This window comes from Meiothermus sp. Pnk-1, from assembly GCF_003226535.1.
Taxonomy (GTDB): domain Bacteria; phylum Deinococcota; class Deinococci; order Deinococcales; family Thermaceae; genus Allomeiothermus.
Genome location: NZ_QKOB01000002.1, coordinates 41,288 through 60,794 on the forward strand (window position 1 = coordinate 41,288; position 19,507 = coordinate 60,794).

The window sequence follows — 19,507 nt, forward strand, 5'->3', positions numbered from 1 at the left end:
CGTATGCTGGAAGCCGTGAGAGGTGCCTGGGCCGAAACCTTGGCCAAGGAGTACCTGCTAGCCCAAGGCTACGCGCTGCTCGGACAGAACCGGCGCACCCCCTACGGCGAGCTTGACCTATGGATGCAAGATGGCCCCGTCTACGTAGCGGTGGAGGTCAAGCAGAGGAAGGACGGGCGCTTTGGTACGCCCCTGGAGGCCATCACCCCGGCCAAGCTCGAGCGGATGCGCCGGTCGGTGCTCTACCTCCTGCGCCGCGACGATGTGATGGTGCGGCTGGAGGCGGTGCTCGTGTACGGTACCCCCCGGCAGTACCGCCTCGAGCACCTCAGGCTGGACTAGCGCTGGAGCCGGACCTTCTGGATCGCCTCCGCCAGGCGGTGCCGCTGGATCGCCGCTTTAACCTCGCGCAGCGTGGCCCCAGGGGGCAAACCCAGCGAAGGCACGTCCAAGGCGTACAGGTCGAGCTGGTACACCCCTGGCTGGCACGGGGCGTCGTAGCCGAGCCGCCCCAAGCCATTTTGGCCTTGCTTGACGCCATGGGCCAGCAAAGCCGTGCGGGGCAGCCCGGGGGAGAGTCGCGCCGCGGGAGGGATGTCGTAGACCAGCCAGCGGGCGATGAGGGTGCCCCTGAGCGAGTCCCAGAAGATCAAGGCCAAGCTTTGGGTGCGGGCGGGCACCTCGAGCGGGACCACCGCCGGGCTGACATTCCGCCCCTCGCACACCGAGCGAAGCGGGGCTTGGGGGGCCAAGCCGGGAAGCGCGAGCCGGAACCCCCCCTGGGCCAGGGCCAAGGCCAAAACCCCCAACGTCATCACCACGTGGGCCACTTAACCCGGTATCGGTGAACGGGCCGTGAAAGCAGGGACCGCCGCCCTACAATCGCCCGTGAAATCTCGCGCTAACCTTATAGGCGATGTATAGGAACCTCCAGGCCTATCTAGCCGACCTCGAGCGCCGCGGCGAACTGGTGCGGGTAAGGGAGCCGGTCTCGGCGGAACTCGAGATCACCGAGATCGCCGATCGGCTGGTGAAAAGGGAAGGCCCGGCAGTCTTGTTCGAATGCGTAGAGGGAAAGGACTTCCCCCTGGCGATCGGGCTTTACGGAACCGCTCCGCGCGCCGCCCGCGCGTTGGGGGTGCCCCACCTGGATGCCCTGGCGGAAAAGGTCGCCGAGCTGCTGGAGCTCAACCCCGGCAAGGGCGGCCTGAAGGCGGCGCTCTCGCTCTTGCCCAAGCTGGGCCAGCTCAAAGGCTTCTTCCCCCGGCGGGTCTCGCGGGCTCCGGTGCAGGAGGTGGTGCTAAGGGGTGAGGCGGTGGACCTCTCGAGGCTCCCCGTGCTCAAGTGCTGGCCGCTCGACGGCGGGCCTTTCATCACGCTGCCCTTGGTGATCACCAAGGACCCCGGGGGCAGCGGCGAGCTCAACCTGGGCATGTACCGGATGCAGGTGCTGGACAAGCGAAGCACCGCCATGCACTGGCAGTTGCACAAGGTCGGGCGCAGGCATTTTGACGCCGCGAAGCGGCTAGGGAAGCGCCTCGAGGTCGCGGTCGCCCTGGGCGGCGACCCCATCCTGACCTACGCCGCCACCGCCCCCATCCCGCCCATCCCTGGCGTCAACGAATTCAACCTGGCCGGGTTTTTGCGCGGGGCTCCGCTCGAGCTGGCGCGGGGCGTCACGGTGGACTTGCCCGTCCCCGCCGAGGCCGAGTTCATCCTCGAGGGCTACGTAGATCCCGCCGAAGACCTCGTGGTGGAAGGGCCTTTTGGCGACCACACCGGGTTTTATACCCTCGAAGACCTCTACCCCCGCTTTCACGTCACCGCCATCACCCACCGCAGAAACGCCATCTATCCGGCCACCATCGTGGGCCGCCCGCCGATGGAGGATGCCTACCTGATCGAGGCCAGCGAGCGGCTTTTTTTGCCCGCCGCCCGGCTCATCCTTCCCGAGATCGCCGACTACCACCTGCCCCCGGCGGGCATCGCCCACAACTGGGTCAACGTCGCCATCGAAAAGCGCTATCCGGGACAGGCCTACAAGGTCGCGGGCGGCCTGCTGGGGCTGGGGCAGATGATGTTCGCCAAGGTGATGGTGGTGCTGGATAAGGGCCAAGCGCTCAAACCCGGCTTCCCGGCCCTCCTCGAGGCCCTTCGACACGCCCTGCCGGGGCGGGACACGCTGGTCTTCCGTGGCCCCATGGATGTCCTCGATCACTCCTCGCGCGCGGTGGGCTACGGAGGAAAGCTGATCATCGACGGTACGAGGAAGCTCGAGGAAGAAGGAGGGGAAGTGCCCTTTACCCCGCTGGCCCATCGTGACCTGCCCACCTTGCCGGGGGTGCGGCAGGCCCAGTGGCCGGGGGTGTGGGCCGCGACCCTGGAGAAAACCCGGGCGGGGCAGGCCAAGGCGCTGGCAGAAACCCTGCTCGCCACCCCCCAAAGCGCAGGGATCCGCCTTCTCCTGCTCACCGACGCCGACACCCGCCTGGAGCCCGACGAGCTCCTCTGGGCGGTGCTGAACAACATCGACCCCGAGCGGGATAGCTGGGTGATGGAGGGGGCGAGCGGGCCGGTGCTGGTGCTGGACGGCACGCGCAAGCTGGCCGAGGAGGGATTCGCCCGGGCCTGGCCGCAAAAGATCACCATGAGCCCGGAGGTGGTGCGGCGGGTGGACGAGCGGTGGGAGAAGCTGGGCTTACCCCGGTTTGGGGATGCAGTCGCCGCCGACTAACGCTAGGAGGGGACGACCTCCTGCGTTTGGCGTACGCCGTCGGTGAAGCCCAATGCTCCGGGGTTGGCGTACGAATCTCACCGGCCTAGAGGCCCGCTGGGGATATCCTCGAGCCATGCACAGACTCCTGGTCCTGCTCCTCTTAAGCCTCCCGGCCTTCGCCCAAACCCTGGTGGAAGTCACCACGGTGGCGGCCATCTCCTCTAGCCTCGACGCCTCGGTGCGGCTCCCCACGGGCTCCTACCGGGCCGGGAAGGGAAGCGAGCTGATCCTGGCCCGGATGCCCGATGCGGCCAAGTTCAACCTGGAGGTATTCGCCGCCAAAGGGGTAGCGGCCCGATTGCAACCGGCCTTCATCCAGCAAGTCCTGACGAGCTTCGCCGCCGCCGGGTACCTGCTCGAGGGCCAACAAGAGCGCAGCGTGAACGGCGAGGTGCAGACCCGCTACAACCTGAGCGACGCCAGCGGAAAACCCGCCGTGCTCTTCGTAGTGCGCAAGGGCGACGAGCTGGTGTATGCCTTCGGGAAAGCCAAGTAAACGCTAGGGATTATGAGCCGCCGCGTTCGTTGGTCGGAAGTGGAATCCCGCATTGACCTGAACGAACTGCCGCGCTTTCACCGGGCCTTCCTACGGCTGCACCGGCCCGAGCTACAGGCCGACGCCCTCCCCTTGCGCCGGGTACAGCAGTACGTCATCCAAACCCTCTTCCAGCTTGCCAAAAGCGGGCGGGCTCAGCCCGAGGAGGATCCACCTTCTCGCGGGGGCAGCGGGGTGGATTTTCTGGTGGAGGAAGACGCAATCCCTGAGGAGTGGCGCTGAACGATCCTCGCCGTCCGCTCGATAGGGTTTTCATGAACCCCACCCCAAGCGTTCTGTGGGGACAGGCCGTGGCTCCTATCCTATCCTTCGCACCGATTGGCGCCCTGCCAGATCGCAAGCCAAGAGCACCCGCTTGGGCGGACTGGTATCCCCTTTGAGCCTATCCAGCAGGATCTGGGCGGCCTGGAAGCCCAACGCCTCGATGGGTTGAACCACCGCGCTCAGGTAGGGCTCGAGCAGGGTGCTCCACTCGAAATCATCAAAGCCCAGCAGGGAGATTTCCTCGGGGAACCCCAGCTTGAGGCGGCGGATGGCCTGGATGGCTAACAGGCTAAGCCGGTTGGTGCTGGCGAAGATGGCCGTGGGCCGCCGTTGCCGGATGGCCTCGAGCACGGCTTCCAGCGAGGGAGCGTCCTTGCCGCATTCGACGACCCACCGGGGGTCTTGGGGGATCCCTGCCGCAGCGAGCGCCTGGCGGTATCCTTCGACCCGGTCGCGGATGTTGGAAAGCTCGAGGGTGCTCACCAAGAGCAGGATCTCGCGGTGTCCCTGCCGGATCAAGAACTCGGTGCCGACCCGCGCTGCTTGGAAGTTATCCACCCCCACCCGGTCTAAGTCGTCTTCCCCACCGATGCGGTCTAGCAGCACCACCGGCAGCCCATCGGCCTTGAGCTTGCGCAGATACTCGGGGGAGTCCTGGGTGGGAATCACGATAAGGCCGTCCACCTGGCGGCTGGCCAGGGCTAGGGCCAGATCGAACTCGAGCTCGGCGTTCTCCTCGCTGTTCGATAGGAGCATCTGGTACCCCCGATCCCGCGCCGAGCGCTCGAGGACCCGCACCAGTCCATTGAAGAAAGGGTTGGTGATATCCGGGACGATAAGGCCTAGGGTTTGTGTCTTACGGCTGCGCAGGCTTTGGGCGACCCCGTTGGGCACATAGCCGAGGGTGCGGACGGCTTGCAGCACCGCGCTGCGCAGTTCGGGACTCACATACCGCCTGCCGTTGAGCACATTGGAAACGGTGGCGATGGAAACCCCGGCCAGTTTGGCGACATCCTTGATCGTGGCCATGGTTCCTCATCAGGAAGGATAGTTAAACGTTTTTATCGGGTGGAGCGGCTACACAATCCGTCGGCGTGACCGGGTTTAGGGGAGCACCCCCGCCCGTCCGCGGATGGGCGCGCCGTGTAAACCCCACCCGCAGATGGGCTTTTGCCAACAAGCCGGTTTTCGGGGCCCCGGCGCTTTGTCATTCGATGATCTTGCCGGCGGGGGCCCCGGGGATGCGATTTCAATTGACGTAGCTCAGCCAGGCCTCGTACTTGGAGTTTCGCCCCTGAACGGCCTCGAGGTAAGCCCTGCGCAGCCGCATGGTGTGCTCCCCAGCCATCCCCTCGCCAATAGCGCGGTGGTCTAAGTAGGAAACCGGGGTAATTTCCGCCGCCGTACCCACCATGAATACCTCGTCGGCCATGTAGAGCTGGTCTCGGGTGGCCCTGCACTCGCGCACCTCATAGCCCAGATCGCGGGCGATGACCATCACCGAGTCGCGGGTGATGCCCATCAGGTTCACCGAGTGTTCGATGGCGTACAAGGTGTTGCCCTTGAAGAAGAAGAGGTTCTCTCCCGAGCCCTCCGCCACGAAACCCTCTTTGTCCAGCAATAGCGCTTCGTCGGCCCCTCGCTGCTGCGCCTCGATGCGGGCCAAGGCGGAGTTGACGTAGTTCCCCCCGATCTTGGCCTTACCCGGCATCACATTGGCGGGGAAACGGGCCCAAGAGGAGGTAATCAGGCGGGCCCCCTTCTTCACGGCCTCATCGCCCAAATAAGTACCCCACTCCCAAGCCGCCACCATCACCTCGGCAGGGTTGTTGGGCAGGGGGTTCACCCCTAGGGTATGGGCCCCCATCCAAGCCAGCGGGCGGATGTAGCAGCTTGTATAGGCGTTTTCCCGCACTACCCGTTTGACCGCCTCGGCGATTTCTCGGGGGGTGAAGGGGATCTCCATCATCAGCACCTTGGCCGAGTGGAACAGGCGCTCCACGTGCTCAGGGAGACGGAAGACGGCCGGCCCCTTGGGGGTGTCGTAAGCCCGGATGCCCTCGAAGACGCTGGTGCCGTAGTGTAGGGCGTGGGTCAACACGCTCACCTTCGCCTCCTCCTGGGGCACCATCTGGCCGTTCATCCAGATCAGCCCGGCTTTGATCCGGCTGTCTCCGCCGATAGATTTAGCTTTGGGTTCGGTTGCCATATCCTCCTCGCTTCGCGCGAAACTGCGCTATGTCCCGCTATCATAACGCTTCTGCACGGACAAGACGAAGAACCGAGGGGCGTTGGGTTGGAGGGGGGCCGCCAGGGGAAGCGAAATGGCGGTGCGCTTCCCCGTTCCGCCGCGTTTTGCGTACGACCTATGACGGGCGCTCAGCCCAATGCCCCTAGCGCCTAGCCCCTTGGGATTTCCTTTTGCGCCGCTCGAGCCGCCGGATCTCGTCGATGAAGTTCTCTACCGAGTCGAACTCGCGGTACACCGAGGCGAAGCGAATGTAGGCCACCGGGTCCTGTTCGCGCAAAAAGGCCAGCGCCTTGAGGCCGATCTCCTCGGAGGTGATCTCGGCCGCGTCCACGTTATCCTCAAAGCTATAGGCAAATCTCTGCAAGGCTTCTATGTCTACCGGGCGCTTCTCGCAAGCCAGCAAAAGTCCGCGCAAGAGCTTTTCCGGGTTGAAGGTCTCCTTGCGGCCGGAGCGCTTGACCACCATCAAGGGTTCGACCTGGGCGCGTTCGTAAGTGGTGAAGCGCCGCCCGCATTTTTCACACTCGCGGCGGCGGCGAATGGCCCCGCCCTCGCTGGCCGGACGGGAATCGACCACGCGGGTATCGGGGGCATTGCAGTAGGGACAGGTCATAGGGGCTTTTGTCGAAGGCTATACACCATGTGCCGTGGTTTTTTCGTGTTCGGCGTATGACATTTTCCGTGACTCAAGGCAGCTCCCGCAACAGGTCGTAGATCTCCGGGGGCTGCGGCGGCTCGGGCAACAACACCTCTATCACCTGACCGCGGATCCCCTCTGAGACCATCGAGCCTAGCCCAACCGCAGCCCGCACCAGCGGCTGATCGTACTCGCTGCTCGAGGCATCCCGGCTGGGCACGATGCCGTTGACCCGCACGTTCTCGGGAAAGATCTGGGTAGTGCCCTCGATCAACCCAGCCACCGCACCCCGCACGGAAAGTACGTGCGGCTGATTGCGGCCCGAGGGGGGCAGTACCACCGTCACAAACCCCCCACCCGAGAGGTAGCGCAACCCGTGCTGCATCACGTAGAGGCTCGATTTCACGTCGGCATTGAGCAGGTCATACCACTCGCTTTCCAATAGCTCGAGGAAAGGGGTCTTGCTGTCGGCCCGGGTCACGTGAACGATGCCATCCAGGGTGCCGAATAGCTCCTCCACCTTGTCGAAGGTGTTCATCACGTCCAGCACCACCGCCATATCCCCCCGGATGGGGATGGCCGTGGCCCCCAGCTCTTCCACCTCGGAGGCTACGCTGGTAGCCAGCTCGACATCCGGGTCTACCGCCACCACCGTGGCCCCGTTACGCCCGTAGGCATGAGCCAACGAGCGCCCGTAGCCACGCCCCGCCCCGGTGACCATGACGATTCGGCCTGATAGACCCAGCAGATCCCTTGTCATGCCCCTCCATTCTACGTGAAGAAGTGAACATAATCGCAACAAACTCACCGCTTCCCCAAGCTCCACCAACCTTCGGCAGCACACGAGCTACCCTATTCGGTCGCAGGTGGATCATACCTAAGGCGTACGACGGACGACGTACCCGTGTAGCTTTGAGCGGCGGTGGGGCAACGATGCAGGCTTTTATCACGACCCCTGAATGAGCTGGAGTAGGGGATGGGGATCAACGGAGAACCTCCTCACCGAGCGCAACACCGGCCACCCTTTGAGGTGCAAGAGGCTCAGGATGACGTCCCGCAAGTACATCAACCCCGCCGCTCCCTTGCGGCTGCGGGAAGCGTCTTCCCCAAAGACCGTGTCCCGCTTGTGGTGTAGACGGTTCTCCACCCCCCAGTGGCCCCGCCATAGGGCATAAAGCTCCCTCGCCGAAGCCCCCAGGCTGGTCAGGGCATAAGCCGCCTCTTCCCGCACCTCCCCGGTGGCCTTGCACACCACCTTCCGCCGCATCCGCAAGGCCAGCCGTGAACCTCGCCAGCCGCTCACCTCCTCGGGCATGGGCAGGGCCTCCAGGTGCCATGTCCAGAGCGCTCCACCCCGCACCTCATGCCAAAGGTGGCGATCAGTCGCCGCACTCCATAAGCTCCTTGAGCTCCGCTTGATTGGCCTTGACGCTCAGCAGGTAACCCCCTTTTGCTCCACCACCGCCCCCGCCACCTCCGGCGCGCACAAACCGGCATCCCCGGTCAGCACCCAAGCCACCTCCAGCCCCTCCATCCGCACCAAAAGCCCCCGGACTGCCGTGGCCTCCCCGGAAACGACCTCTTGGCCCCCCAGGGAGAGCCCCAGCCCCTGCACCAGGGCCGAGAGGAAGACCAGGGCTTCCTCCCCCCGTCGGACCCTTCGGGTACCCCGAAGGTGTTTCCCGTCGGCGGCGATGGCCAGGGGACCTTCGTGACCCAGGGCTCGCCCCACGTCTTGAGCCCAGGAGAGCAAGGCCTGTTGTAGGGGCTCTAGCCCCTCGCTTAGCGCCCAGAAGAAGCGGTAGAGGGTGGCTTGGGCGGGGAGCTGGCGCTCTCCCTGGCAGGTACGGATACCCACCTGGTCCAGCAAGAAGCTTGCCTGGTCGTTGACCCACTGGCTGATGGCCAGGATGTTGTTCCGTCCTGAACCCACGGCGAGTAGGCAGATCAGCAGCAGGTCCTGCCAGCGGTATCGTGTCTTCAGGTGTTCGCGGGGATCGGGGACCTGAGCCAGGTAGGGCAGGGGGCTAAGTATTGGGGTCATAGGACCTCATGATAAAAGCCTGAACGATGGGCCATTTTGCCCTGGCCCTGGGTTCTAGCGGTATACTGAACGCCTAGGGGAGGGAACAAATGGGAATTGTCGACCGCCTTTCTCGGCTCATTCGCGCCAACATCAACGATCTGATTCGGCGAGCCGAAGACCCGGAGAAGATCATCGAACAAGCCCTAGAGGATATGCGCTCGGCCTTGCGTGAGGCCCGGGTAGAAGTCGCCGAGGCCATGGCCGAGCTAAAAAAACTCGAGCGCGACCAGCAAAACTACAACGAGCAAGTCGCCGCTTGGGAGAGCAAGGCCGCCGAGGCCCTGCGCGCCGGCAGGGAAGACCTGGCCCGCGAAGCCCTCAAGCGCAAGCAGCAAGCCCAGACGCTCTCCGATGGCTTCCTCCAGCAGATCACCCAGCAGCGCAACGTGGTGGACCAGCTGATGACCCAGCTCAAAGCGCTGGAGGCCAAGATCCAGGAGGCCGAGAGCAAAAAAGCCCTGCTGATCGCGCGCAAGAAGGGGGTGGAAGCCGCCGAGGCGGTGCGCCGCATGGACTCCAAAGTGGACGCCCACGCCGCCGTGCAGGCCTTCGAGGAGATGGAAAACCGCATTCAGGCCATGGAGGACAAGCACGCCGCCCTTACCGAGATGGACAAGAGCGATATCGACAAGCAGCTCGAGGAGCTGGGCTCCGACAAAGCCGTAGACGAGGACTTGGCCCGCCTTAAGAAGCAGCTGGGAATAAGCTGAGCCTTTTGCAAGGGTCGTGGGGGGCGCCGTAAGCCCCGAACAGCGGAGGGGGCAGCCACCTTCTCTTCGACCTTATGATCGCGCTTCTCGAGGTGCTGATCCTTATCGCCATAGTGGCAGCGGTGCTGTATTTCCTATGGCCCGGTGCGTCCTCCACCGAAGCAGAGCGGCTCCACCGGGTGTTGAGCGAACTTCGGCGGCAGCGGCGGGTGTTCAAGGCGGCTCTGGCGAAGCCCCTCGAGGAGGCTATAGCGTACGGCCTCGAGCTGCGCAAGCTCCTCCCGCGCATCGCAGAGCTGGAGCGGCTGCTGGGCCGAGAGGGCCTCGAGCCGGCTACGATCCGACGGCTCGAGGCTCACCGGGAGGCCCTTAGACACACCTACGAGGAGGGGGTAGGCTTCCTGGAGAACTTCAGCGCCGAGCTGGTGTTGTGGCAAGGTCCACAGACGCCAGAGGGCCTCAGCCACCTGCAAGACCTGCGCGCTGCTTTGCGCGAGGCGCTAAACCAGGACTCGCCACAGTAGTCCTCTCGGCCACCCGGGATGGATTCGTGCGGGTTTCACCCGTTTCAGCAACGGATACAGGTAAACTCAGAAAGCGATGAGACCCTACTGGGCCGTATTCTTGTTGGTCGCCTTGGCGGCTTGCGCTCCCTCTGCCACCACGCCCTCCACGGTTCAAGCACGAATAGAGGCCCCGGTTAGCTTTTATCCGAGCGAGGTCGGGCTCGAGTGGACCTATCAGCCCCAAGGGGCCCGCAGCGACGAACCTCCGTACAGGCTCAGCGCGCTGGGAACCGGCAGCTTCGCAGGGGAGGCCGCCCTGCGCTTTCGCTTTAGCGGGCGGGGCCAGGACCGGATCTACTACCGGCGAATCGGACCGGATGGGGTGCAGCTTTTGGGCTTCGAAGAGAACATCACCCAGACCCGGGTGCGCTTCAATCCGCCCCTCCAGGAATACCCCCCGGAAAGCAACCTGAAGCTTGGCGCCACCTGGGGCGGGAAGACCAGCTTTGTGACCACCCTCACCGTACAGAACAACGCCCGGATCGCCGAGGATAGCCTCGAGTACACCTACACGGTGGCCGGAGAAAGCGAGTTTAGCACCACGGCCGGGAAGTTCAAAGGCTATCGCATCAACCTCGACCTCAAGGATAGCGCAGGCCACCTAGAGCGTTACGAGATCTGGTTCGTACCCCACGTGGGCGAGGTGCGCACCCGCGAGGGGTTATTGTTGGTGGAACGGAATTTCAAGTAGGCCTCACCCGAGTTTGTTGGGGCTAAAACACTTTCACAGCGCGCAAACCGTCTAGAGTCAAGGATAAGTCATCCCGGAGGCCACACGTGGTTTTAGACAAGGTGGATAGCCCTCGAGACCTCAAGACCCTCAGCGAAGAGGAACTTTTAGCCCTGGCCCAAGAACTCCGCAGCGAGATCATCCGGGTGTGCGCCCAAAACGGCGGGCACCTGGCCTCCTCGCTGGGGGCGGTGGAGCTCATCGTGGCGCTGCACCGGGTCTTCGACTCGCCCAAAGACCGCATCCTCTTCGACGTGGGTCACCAAGCCTACGCGCACAAGCTCCTCACCGGGCGCAAAGAGCTCTTCCACACCATCCGCCAGGACGGGGGCCTCTCCGGTTTCACCAAGGTCAGCGAGTCGGAGCACGACGCCATCACCGTGGGCCACGCCAGCACCTCGCTGGCCAATGCCCTGGGTATGGCCATCGCCCGCGATACCCTGGGCCAGGATTATCACATCGTCAGCGTCATCGGCGACGGCGCGCTCACCGGGGGCATGGCCCTGGCTGCGCTCAACGTGATCGGCGAGCAGCGGCGCAAGATGCTGATCATCCTCAACGACAACGAGATGTCGATCAGCGAGAACGTGGGGGCCCTGAACCGCTATTTCAAGGAGTTTCAGATCAAGAAGTGGGTGCAGGACACCCAGAAGTGGGGCCGGGACGTTTTGGAGCACATCTCCCCGCGGCTTTTCAACCTCGTCGACCGGGCCAAGGAAGCCGCCAAGCTGGTGCTGCACCAGGAGAACCCCTTCTATGCCTGGGGCCTGCGCTACGTGGGGCCGGTGGACGGCCACGACCTCAAGGGCCTGGTTCACCTCCTACAGGAGCTCAAGGAACTCGACGGCCCCACCATCTTGCACATCGCCACCCAGAAGGGCAAAGGCTACAAGGTGGCCGAGGCCGACCCCATCTACTGGCACGGCCCGCCCGGCTTCAACCCGGAAAAGCCCGAGAAGGTCTCCAAGGGCTACTCCTGGTCGGCGGCCTTCGGGGACGCGGTGACCGAGCTGGCCTACCTCGAGCCCCGCCTCTTCGTCATCACCCCGGCCATGCGCGAGGGCTCGGGGTTGGTGAGGTATTCCCAAACCCACCCCAGCCGCTACCTCGACACCGGCATCTGCGAGGACGTGGCCGCCACCACCGCGGCAGGCATGGCCCTGCGGGGCCTCAAGCCGGTGCTGGCGATCTACTCCACCTTCTTGCAGCGGGCCTACGACCAGGTGGTCCACGACATCGCCATCGAAAGGCTGGGCGTGGTGCTCGCCATAGACCGCGCGGGCATCGTGGGCGGCGACGGCGCGACCCACAACGGGGTGTTCGACATCGCCTACCTGCGCACCGTCCCCAACGTGCAGATCGCGGCTCCTAAGGACGCCCTCGAGCTGCGGGCCATGCTCAAAAAAGCCCTCGAGCTCGGCGGCCCCGTGGCCATCCGCTACGCCCGAGACAACGTGGAAAAAGCCCCCGAGGGGAGCTGGCCCGAGATCGAGTGGGGCCGGTGGGAGGTGCTGAAAGAGGGCTCGAGGGCCTACGTCCTGGCCTTCGGCAAGACCCTCAAGTACGCCCTCGAGGCCGCGGGCGACCACCCCGAAGTCGGGGTGATCAACGCCCGCTTCCTCAAGCCGCTGGATCGGGAGATGCTCGAGCGGCTAGCATTAGAGGGCTACAAGCTCGTCACCGTGGAGGACCACCAGAAGATGGGCGGCTTCGGCTCAGCCGTGCTCGAGGCCCTGAACGAGCTGGGCCTCAAGCCGGACATCCGGGTGCTGGGCCTGCCCGACCGGTTCTTCGACCACGGCTCGATCGCCCGGTTGCATAAAGAAGCCGGAATTGACGCAGGGGCGATTCTCCAGGCCCTGGCGGAGATGGGGGTGGCCCCCAAACCCCCGGCATTGGACAGCAAGCGCTAACGGGCGAAGCGCTGATGCGAGTTCTCCCCCTCGCCGCCAATGCCTATTTGCTCGATACCCCCCAAGGTTCGCTTTTGGTGGATACGGGGATTCCCTGGGAGGGCCGCAAGCTGCTGCGCCTCCTCGCACCGACCCCGCCCGCCGCGGTGCTGCTTACCCATCACCACCTGGACCACGTGGGGGGGCCTGGAGGCTATGGCAGAAATACCGCATGCCGGTTTATGCCCATCCCCTCGACATTCCCTACATCAGCGGGGCTCGCCGCCGCCCGCCCTTCCCGCCGCTTCCCTGGTTGGGGGACCGCATCGCCAACAGCGCCGCTCCCCTACCCGAAGAGGCCCTCACCCCCGTAGAGGAAGGATCGGACGTAATGGGGTGGAAGGTGGTGCACCTACCGGGCCACACCGCGGGCCAGATCGGGCTGCTCAAAGACCGGGTGCTGATTGCAGCCGACGCCCTGCGGGTGGGAGCCAAAGGGCCGCGCGTTCCGCCGCCTATAGTCAATGCCGACACTGCGCAAGCCAAGCGGACGGTAGGCAAGATCGCCGCCCTCGAGGCCCGAGAGATCTACGTTGGGCATGGCCCCCCGACCACCCTCGAGGCGGTCATAGACCTGGCCCGAAGGCTGGGGGTGATCGCTAGCCCATCGCCCTGATCGGCCTCAAGCCGTCGAAGCATATATCTTTGCATTTTTGCAAATCGTGCTATAATGCTTTTTGTCAGCGGGCGAGAAGCCCGTTTTTTTGTTGGGATGCGAGGAGAGCGCCGACGACGCCCCTAAAACCGCAGCCAAGGCCGCCACCAAGGAATCGCCAGCAGGATCAAAAGCGTGCTGAGCCCGTAGAAGAGCAGGGCTTGGCGGTGTTTGAGGACATCGGTGGCCGCCCGGCGCACCCGGGCATTCCCGACATGGGCCAGGATCGCCGCAGCGAGCATGACCACCGGATGCTCGGCCAGGAAGAAGCGGAGTCCGGGGTTTTGCATGGCAGCTCCCAGGTTGGCCCAGGCGTTTTGCATCAGCGGGCTGAAGGCGAGCAGCAAAATGCCCAGCAGGAGCTGCAGGTCCACCGTGCTGGTGAAGGCTACCCCCGCCATCCGATCCAAGGCCTGGTACCTCCCTGAGCGCAGGCCCCGCCAGGAGCGCCAGAGGACATACACCGTCGCGATCAGGACCAACCAGCGGGTGAAGTTGTGCAGCGCAAGGATGAGATCGTACATGGGCTCAATGTAAGGCATGGCCGGTCCGCCCATTGAGCTATCGGCCTCTATAACCCGGCCCGCGCACGAAACGCCCGGGCAGTGCCCCGGTGTGGCTCCCGTCCTCGATGACCCGCACCCCGTTCACGAAAACCTGATGGATGCCGAGGGGCAGCCGATGGGGCTCTTCGAAGGTGGCGGTGTCGGCTACGGTCATGGGATCAAAGAGCACCAGGTCGGCGTAGAAGCCGGGAATGATCCTCCCGCGATCGCGGATGCCGAGGCGGCTAGCGACCGCGCCGGTCATCTTGCGAATGGCGTCCTCGAGGCCTATCAGCCCCTCCTCGCGCACGTACTTGCGCAAGATTCGAGGATAGGTGCCATAGGCCCGGGGGTGAACCGGGGTGGCCGCGGTCGCCGGGTCGAGCCCGCCGGCATCGGAGGAGAACTTGATCCAGGGCTGCTGTACCTGCAGGCGCAGGTTGTCCTCGGTCATGGTGAAGTAGAGGGTGCTGATGCGTTGGCGCTCGGACAGGAGCAGATCGATCACGCAGTCTACCCAATCCTGGCCGCGCATCTGGGCGATCTCCGAGAGCCGTTTGCCGATATAGATCCGGTTCTCCGGCCTGTAGAAGCCCACCGGCATGATGTCTTCGGCCCTGGAGGTGTTCATATCCCCGGTACCCTGTAAGACCTCCTGCTTGGCCCGGGCACGGGTGAGGGGGTTTTCCAGGTTCTCGAAGAATCTCCCGTCTGCCGCCAACCACGTCGGCAGGATCGCGTCCAACCCGGTCCCCGAGGCCGGGTAGGGGTACATGTTGGCGGTCACGTCGAGCCCCTCTGCGCGGGCTCGGTTGATCCGCTCGATCACCTGGGGCATCTTGCTCCAGTTGCGCGAGCCCGAAGCCTTGAGGTGGTAGATCTCGGCGGGAAGATTGGCCCGCCGGGCGATCTCGAGCGTCTCTTCTACCCCCTCCAAAAGTCGGTCGCCCTCCGAGCGCATATGGGTGATGTAGATCCCACCGTAGCGAGCCACCACCCGGCATACCTCCACGATCTCATCGGTACCCACGAACTCGTCCGGCGGGTAGATGAGCGCGTAGGCCACCCCCATCGCCCCGTCCTGCATGGCCTGGGCCATCACCTGACGCATGAGCTGGAGTTCCTCTGGGCTGGCCTGGCCCATGCGCATCCCACAGGCGTACTCGCGCAACGTCCCCCCCGCCAGGAAGGAGCCGATGTTGGGGGAGACCCGGCCCTCCATGTCCTCGAGCCAGTCGGAAAAGCGCCTCCAACCCTTGGCCCGTTCGCTCCACTGGTGGGCCTCGAGGCCGGTCCAACTTTGCGGGAAGGGGCGCTCGAGCTTCCCCCCAAAAGGGGCCGGCGTCCAACCCTCGCCCATGATCTCGGTGGTCACCCCTTGGGCGAGCTTGGAAAGGCAGCGCCCATCCTTCAATAACGAGAGGATCGAGTGGCTTTGGATGTCGATGAACCCCGGCGCGAGCACCAGGCCCTCAGCCCAGAGGATCTCTCGCCCCGAAAGCTGTCCCGGCGGGGTGACGGCTGCGATTTTGTCCCCTATGATCCCTACATCGGCGTAGAACCAGGGGTTGCCGGTCCCGTCCACCACACGAGCCCCTCGGATCACCCAATCGGCCTGAAGATGGTTCATGGGGCTAGCATACCGGCAATCCCCCTACTGACCCTGGCAGGGCGCAGCATTTGGGGCAGGGCAAGGACGATCTGCTTGTGGGGGTGATGGGATATAGAGCGCTACGAGGGATTACGTTGCTCGTTGAGCGTCGCCGCTATGATCCAGGCTTGGGCTTCTTCCTCGGTTTTGGTGGTATTGACCGGTGTATCGTCGCCTGTGCGCTTGTCCCAGATGCCGTAAGCCCGCCGGTCGAGGAGCAAGCGGTAGCCGTAGGGGGCCGCCCTGAGAAACTCCTCGAGTTCCACCCCTTCAGGCAAGTGCTCCTTCAGCCAGGCTTGAAACGCGGCCTCCCGTTTGCGGTTTACCCACAGGTTGACCAGGCCCAGTAGCCCCACCAACACAAAAAACGCCAGAAAAACGCCAACCACCGACATAACGCTACTCGCCCTTCCACAGGATGCGTCCGCAGGCCGGGCAGCGCACCACCTTGCCAGACTGGATCACCTGCTGGGCCACGTGCATCGGGAGCTGCACGTTACAGGCTCCGCAGCGATACCCCGAACCACCCCGTAGCATCTTAGCGACCCCGGTTCCCTTGCGGGCTTTGCGGATGGACTCGTATTCGCGCACCAGGGTGGCCGGGATGCCGGCGGCGATTTGGTTGCGCTCGGTGAGCTTTTCCTGGTAGGTGGCCTCGAGCCTGGCGACGCGGGCCTCGTTGGCGGCCTCGAGCTCCTCCAGCCGGGGCCGCTCGGCCTCGAGCTCCGCCCTGACCCGCGCCACCTCCCCCTCCAGCCGCTCGATCTCGTCGAGCAAAGGGAGCATGGCCTCCTCGAGCTCCTCGATCAGCCCTTTGAACTGCTGGATCACGTTTTCGTACTGGGTCTGTTCACGCGCACTCTGGGCGTTGCGCTGGCTCTCCTGGGCCTTGCTGCGCTTGGCGGTGAGGTCTTTGTGCTGGAGGTCGTTGCGGCTATATTCGAGGCGGGATTCCTGCAAGCGGTCCTGCAGCCCCTCTAGCTCATCCTGTAGCGCGATCCAGCGTTCACGGGCAGCCACCAGCTCTTCGGGGATGCGGTCTTCTTCCTCTTTGATGCGATCCAGCTCGAGGTCCTTATCTTGTAGGTGGAAAAGCTGTGCCAAGGAGTCCGACCCGTTCACAAACCTTAGTCTAACATTAGTCCAAGCCCTATCTCGGCCGAAGCGGCTACTTAGCGACGCCCCGGTTCGTTGGCCATCGCAGCGGCCGGCCAGGCTTCTCACCGGCTAAGCGCTCCTACCGCTTCGGCGGTCTGCTCCTCCTCGTGGCCTTGCAGCCGTTTCCACAGCCCCCTCCACCAGTTAAGGGGAGGGCTGTCGGCGAGGGTGAACCGAGCAGCGGGGCTTTCCTTTTTCCATAGCTTGATTCGCGCCAAAAACAGCTCGAGGAAGGCGTCGCGGTATTCGGCGGTGGCGTGGCGCATGTGCAGGTGGAAGCGAATCCCTCGGTCGGGAGAGAAGGAGGCCACCATCGGCACCCCCTCCGGCCCCAGCAGGGGGATCTCGATGCGGCTGGGCACCGAGGTCATCAGGGCGAACTCCTCCTCGTCTTGGATCATCTCCAGCTCGATCAGGATCTGGGCAAAGGCGCTGGTCTCGAGGCCCGCCACCTCGTGGTAGATACGGTCATAGATCTCGTAGGTGCGCGAGAGCAAAAAGCGCTCGCCGGGCCGCTCGGCCCACCACATGGCGTACTGGCCTTTGGGAGGGAAAAGCGAAGCGCTCACGTAAAGCCGGTCGCGCCGGGCTACCGGCTCGGCGGGAGGATCGGGGTAGATGAGGGTGAGGTCGTCGGTACTGTAGAAGATCGGGCGGAAGCGGCGAGTTTTGCGGGCCAAAGCTTGCAGGGCCTCGTAGTGCCCGGCGGCTTGGGGATCTGGGTCGGCGTAGAAGAAGAGGTCGTATTCGCCCTCTTTATCCCGAACCCGCAGCGGTACCTGCACCGCCCCTCCCGGCGTGATGCGGATCACATCGGCCTCCAACACCTGGACTTGCGAGCCGCGAAAACTGGTCTCCACCGCGGTGGCGAAGTGGAGTTGATTGGCTTTGCGGTGCTCGGGGCGGTTGCTAGGGACAAACTCCCTGAGGCGCACCGTCGGCCAGGAAGCAGGGGCGTTGGTGATGAGTTCTTCCATGAAACAGGCGCGGGGCTAAGCCGGCGGCAAAGCCGACAATCCAAGTGTAATGCGGTATTTATATAGGGCTGTGACGTATGGGCCAGGGCGCTTTTATCTATACTTACCGACGCGCTCCACCAGCAGGTCGAACAGTCCTTCGGCGTCCACCGCAAGCCCCACCTGGGCGTTGGCGGGCCGACCGGTGACCCCCCACCGGTCGCAGACGGTGCGGCCAAAGTTGAGCCCCTCGTTGGTCTCGATGGCCACGTACATGGCCTGGGTCTTGAAGAGTTCGGGCCGGATCAAGTAGGCCACCGCGCAAGGGTCATGCAAGGCAGCGCCTTCCCAGCCGTAGCGGTCTACATGGTGCTCGCGGAAGAACTCGAGCAGCTGGGCGGTGAACTCGCCCACCGGGGTCCCTAGGGCCCGGAAGCGTTCGACCCAGCGGGGCGTAGCAATGACCTGGTGGGTCAAGTTGAGGCCCATCATCACGATGGGGATGCCCGATTCGAAGACGATCCGGGCGGCGTGGGGGTCGCAGAGAATGTTGAACTCCGCGGCGGGGGTCCAGTTGCCGGTGTCCAGGGAGCCTCCCATCAGCACGATCTGCGGGATGAGCCCGGCGATCTGGGGCTCGAGCCTTAGGGCCAAGGCCAGGTTGGTGAGCGGCCCGGTGGGTACCAGCGTGACCTCCCCGGGGTGGGCCTTCACCGTTTCGATGAGAAAGGCCACGGCGTGCTTTTGTTCCAGGCCCCGCTTGGGTTCTGGCAGGTGGGGTCCGTCTAGCCCCGAGACCCCGTGGACGGCCTCGGCGCTGATCCGCTCGCGCACCAAGGGCCGGTCGGCCCCGGCGTAGACGGGCACCTCAGCTCCCAGGATCTCCCGCACCACCAAGGCGTTGCGGGCGGTGCGTGCAAGGCTCACGTTGCCGTGGACGACCGTCACCCCCAGCACCTCGAGCTCCGGGCTGGCCAGGGCCAGCATCATGGCGATGGCGTCGTCGTGGCCGGGGTCGCAGTCGTAGATGATCTTTCGGGGCACGAGGCTAGTCTACCCCTTTTAGAGGCTGGGCGTGGGCTACCGGCTGAGCAGCCCCACCGCCTCGATGCTTCCCTCGAGCTTTCCTCCCAACGCCTTCCACCAAGCGTAGGCCTGGCTCTCTCCGGAACGGAGGGCGGGGTTTTGCTCCCTCCAGCTTCGCACCCGCCTCAGGAACAGTGCCAAAAAGGCGTCGCGGTGCTCGGGCGGGGTGACCCAGATAGGAAAGTGAAAGCGCACCCCACGCCCGTCTACGAAGGAGGCTACCAGGGAGAGGCCCTCGGGGCCTTGCATTGGGATTTCGAGCCGCTGTGGGTGAGGCAGGGCGGTGAAGTCCTGGGGGTGCTCAATCAGGCCCAGCTCGAGCAGGATCAGGGCAAACCCTTCTGCCTCGAGGCCGGAAAGTTCGCGGTATATCTGCTCGTAGACGCTAAAGGTGGGGCTCTCCCGGAAAGACTCGCCGGGATAGGTGGCCCACCACATCGCATACTGGCCGTGCGGCAGCCCCTCTGTGGGGCGGAGGTGAAGCCGATCATGGCGGGCCACCTGTAGGGGGTAAGGTGGGCTGGGGTAGAGGCGCAGCAGGTTCTCGAAGCAGTAGTAAAGCGGCCGTAGCCGCCGCCAGCGGCTTGCAACTTCTTGCAAGGCCCAGTAGTGGGCCGCGGCCTGAGGGGTGGCCTGAGGGTAGAAAAACACGTCGAACTCCCCCTCCGGAGAACTGAGGCGTAAAGGCACCTCGATGAGCCCCTCCGGGGTCAGGCGCAGCGCGTCGAGATCGAGGATTTCGATGCCGCTGCCCTCGAGGCTCTCGCCCAGGGCGTTCAGGAAGGAAAGCCGCGCCACCGACTCGCTGGCGAGCGAGCGTTCGGGCGGAAGCTCAGCCATACGTACCTTAGGCCAGGAGGCGGGGGCGTTGGAGAAGAGGATCGGCCTGAGGCTTCGGACCGTCCCACGATCAGCCATCCTAATCTAG

At 64.5% G+C, this 19,507-nt stretch carries 22 protein-coding genes and 1 pseudogene; 9 read left to right on the forward strand and 14 right to left on the reverse strand.

From position 1 onward, the window contains the following. Positions 1-15 precede the first annotated feature (15 nt). Positions 16-342 carry a YraN family protein gene (locus DNA98_RS03035; protein ID WP_110526487.1) on the forward strand — a complete coding sequence of 109 codons (327 nt, stop codon included), beginning with the start codon at positions 16-18 and terminating at the stop codon, positions 340-342. On the opposite strand, the gene DNA98_RS03040 is transcribed toward DNA98_RS03035, so the two are convergent. Further along, on the reverse strand, positions 339-830 hold the full coding sequence (locus DNA98_RS03040) for a YbhB/YbcL family Raf kinase inhibitor-like protein (RefSeq protein WP_110525575.1): 492 nt from the start codon (positions 828-830) through the stop codon (positions 339-341). The genes DNA98_RS03035 and DNA98_RS03040 overlap by 4 nt on opposite strands. Before the next feature lie 86 nt (positions 831-916). Between DNA98_RS03040 and DNA98_RS03045 the strand changes: the two genes are divergently transcribed. The 3 genes from DNA98_RS03045 (at position 917) to DNA98_RS03055 (ending at position 3,554) form a co-directional block, all read left to right on the forward strand. After that, on the forward strand, positions 917-2,734 hold the full coding sequence (locus tag DNA98_RS03045; protein WP_110525578.1) for a menaquinone biosynthesis decarboxylase: 1,818 nt from the start codon (positions 917-919) through the stop codon (positions 2,732-2,734). Positions 2,735-2,849: 115 nt separating this feature from the next. Further along, on the forward strand, positions 2,850-3,272 hold the full coding sequence (locus tag DNA98_RS03050; RefSeq protein ID WP_110525582.1) for a hypothetical protein: 423 nt from the start codon (positions 2,850-2,852) through the stop codon (positions 3,270-3,272). 12 nt (positions 3,273-3,284) lie between these two features. Continuing rightward, positions 3,285-3,554 (forward strand): hypothetical protein, encoded by a 270-nt coding sequence (locus DNA98_RS03055; RefSeq protein WP_110525587.1) that lies wholly within the window; start codon positions 3,285-3,287, stop codon positions 3,552-3,554. Positions 3,555-3,629: 75 nt separating this feature from the next. Here the strand turns inward: DNA98_RS03055 and DNA98_RS03060 are convergent, their stop codons facing one another. From DNA98_RS03060 to DNA98_RS18010, 6 genes are all read right to left on the reverse strand, one after another. Next, positions 3,630-4,625: a LacI family DNA-binding transcriptional regulator gene (locus DNA98_RS03060; RefSeq protein ID WP_110525590.1), complete on the reverse strand. Its 996-nt coding sequence runs from the start codon at positions 4,623-4,625 to the stop codon at positions 3,630-3,632. Positions 4,626-4,845: 220 nt separating this feature from the next. Further along, entirely contained in the window at positions 4,846-5,805 is a 960-nt protein-coding gene (locus DNA98_RS03065; protein ID WP_110525593.1) for a branched-chain amino acid transaminase, read from the reverse strand. Between the two features lie 184 nt (positions 5,806-5,989). Further along, a complete protein-coding gene (gene nrdR / locus DNA98_RS03070) occupies positions 5,990-6,460 on the reverse strand; it encodes a transcriptional regulator NrdR (RefSeq protein ID WP_110525596.1) in 471 nt (156 codons plus the stop codon). Positions 6,461-6,533: 73 nt separating this feature from the next. Next, a complete protein-coding gene (locus DNA98_RS03075) occupies positions 6,534-7,244 on the reverse strand; it encodes an SDR family NAD(P)-dependent oxidoreductase (RefSeq protein ID WP_110525599.1) in 711 nt (236 codons plus the stop codon). Between the two features lie 186 nt (positions 7,245-7,430). Beyond that, positions 7,431-7,799, reverse strand: coding sequence for a DDE transposase family protein (locus DNA98_RS18005; protein ID WP_233493050.1), 369 nt, complete (start codon positions 7,797-7,799; stop codon positions 7,431-7,433). A 117-nt stretch (positions 7,800-7,916) separates the two neighbouring features. Then, complete coding sequence (locus tag DNA98_RS18010; RefSeq protein ID WP_233493052.1) at positions 7,917-8,528, reverse strand: transposase family protein; 612 nt, start codon at positions 8,526-8,528, stop codon at positions 7,917-7,919. Positions 8,529-8,617: 89 nt separating this feature from the next. Between DNA98_RS18010 and DNA98_RS03085 the strand changes: the two genes are divergently transcribed. From DNA98_RS03085 to DNA98_RS03105, 5 genes and pseudogenes are all read left to right on the forward strand, one after another. Beyond that, positions 8,618-9,280 (forward strand): PspA/IM30 family protein, encoded by a 663-nt coding sequence (locus DNA98_RS03085; protein ID WP_110525602.1) that lies wholly within the window; start codon positions 8,618-8,620, stop codon positions 9,278-9,280. Between the two features lie 74 nt (positions 9,281-9,354). Next, on the forward strand, positions 9,355-9,804 hold the full coding sequence (locus DNA98_RS03090) for a hypothetical protein (RefSeq protein ID WP_110525605.1): 450 nt from the start codon (positions 9,355-9,357) through the stop codon (positions 9,802-9,804). 76 nt (positions 9,805-9,880) lie between these two features. Beyond that, positions 9,881-10,537, forward strand: a complete 657-nt coding sequence (locus DNA98_RS03095) for a hypothetical protein (RefSeq protein WP_110525608.1) — start codon at positions 9,881-9,883, stop codon at positions 10,535-10,537. Between the two features lie 86 nt (positions 10,538-10,623). Next, positions 10,624-12,489: a 1-deoxy-D-xylulose-5-phosphate synthase gene (gene dxs, locus DNA98_RS03100; RefSeq protein WP_110525611.1), complete on the forward strand. Its 1,866-nt coding sequence runs from the start codon at positions 10,624-10,626 to the stop codon at positions 12,487-12,489. A 14-nt stretch (positions 12,490-12,503) separates the two neighbouring features. Next, positions 12,504-13,144 (forward strand): annotated as a pseudogene (locus DNA98_RS03105) (MBL fold metallo-hydrolase). 122 nt (positions 13,145-13,266) lie between these two features. Here DNA98_RS03105 and DNA98_RS03110 read toward each other — a convergent pair. The 7 genes from DNA98_RS03110 to DNA98_RS03140 all read right to left on the reverse strand — a co-directional run bounded on the left by DNA98_RS03110 (position 13,267) and on the right by DNA98_RS03140 (position 19,497). Continuing rightward, positions 13,267-13,707, reverse strand: coding sequence for a hypothetical protein (locus DNA98_RS03110; RefSeq protein ID WP_110525614.1), 441 nt, complete (start codon positions 13,705-13,707; stop codon positions 13,267-13,269). Between the two features lie 37 nt (positions 13,708-13,744). Beyond that, complete coding sequence (locus DNA98_RS03115) at positions 13,745-15,358, reverse strand: amidohydrolase family protein (protein ID WP_110525617.1); 1,614 nt, start codon at positions 15,356-15,358, stop codon at positions 13,745-13,747. A 101-nt stretch (positions 15,359-15,459) separates the two neighbouring features. After that, positions 15,460-15,774 (reverse strand): hypothetical protein, encoded by a 315-nt coding sequence (locus DNA98_RS03120; RefSeq protein ID WP_110525620.1) that lies wholly within the window; start codon positions 15,772-15,774, stop codon positions 15,460-15,462. 4 nt (positions 15,775-15,778) lie between these two features. After that, the gene (locus tag DNA98_RS03125; RefSeq protein WP_110525623.1) at positions 15,779-16,501 is read right to left on the reverse strand and encodes a zinc ribbon domain-containing protein; all 723 of its coding nucleotides are present in this window, start codon (positions 16,499-16,501) and stop codon (positions 15,779-15,781) included. Between the two features lie 98 nt (positions 16,502-16,599). After that, positions 16,600-17,514: a hypothetical protein gene (locus DNA98_RS03130; protein WP_110525626.1), complete on the reverse strand. Its 915-nt coding sequence runs from the start codon at positions 17,512-17,514 to the stop codon at positions 16,600-16,602. Positions 17,515-17,607: 93 nt separating this feature from the next. Next, on the reverse strand, positions 17,608-18,537 hold the full coding sequence (locus tag DNA98_RS03135; protein WP_110525629.1) for a nucleoside hydrolase: 930 nt from the start codon (positions 18,535-18,537) through the stop codon (positions 17,608-17,610). A 36-nt stretch (positions 18,538-18,573) separates the two neighbouring features. Beyond that, positions 18,574-19,497, reverse strand: coding sequence for a hypothetical protein (locus tag DNA98_RS03140; protein ID WP_129865725.1), 924 nt, complete (start codon positions 19,495-19,497; stop codon positions 18,574-18,576). Positions 19,498-19,507 lie beyond the last annotated feature (10 nt).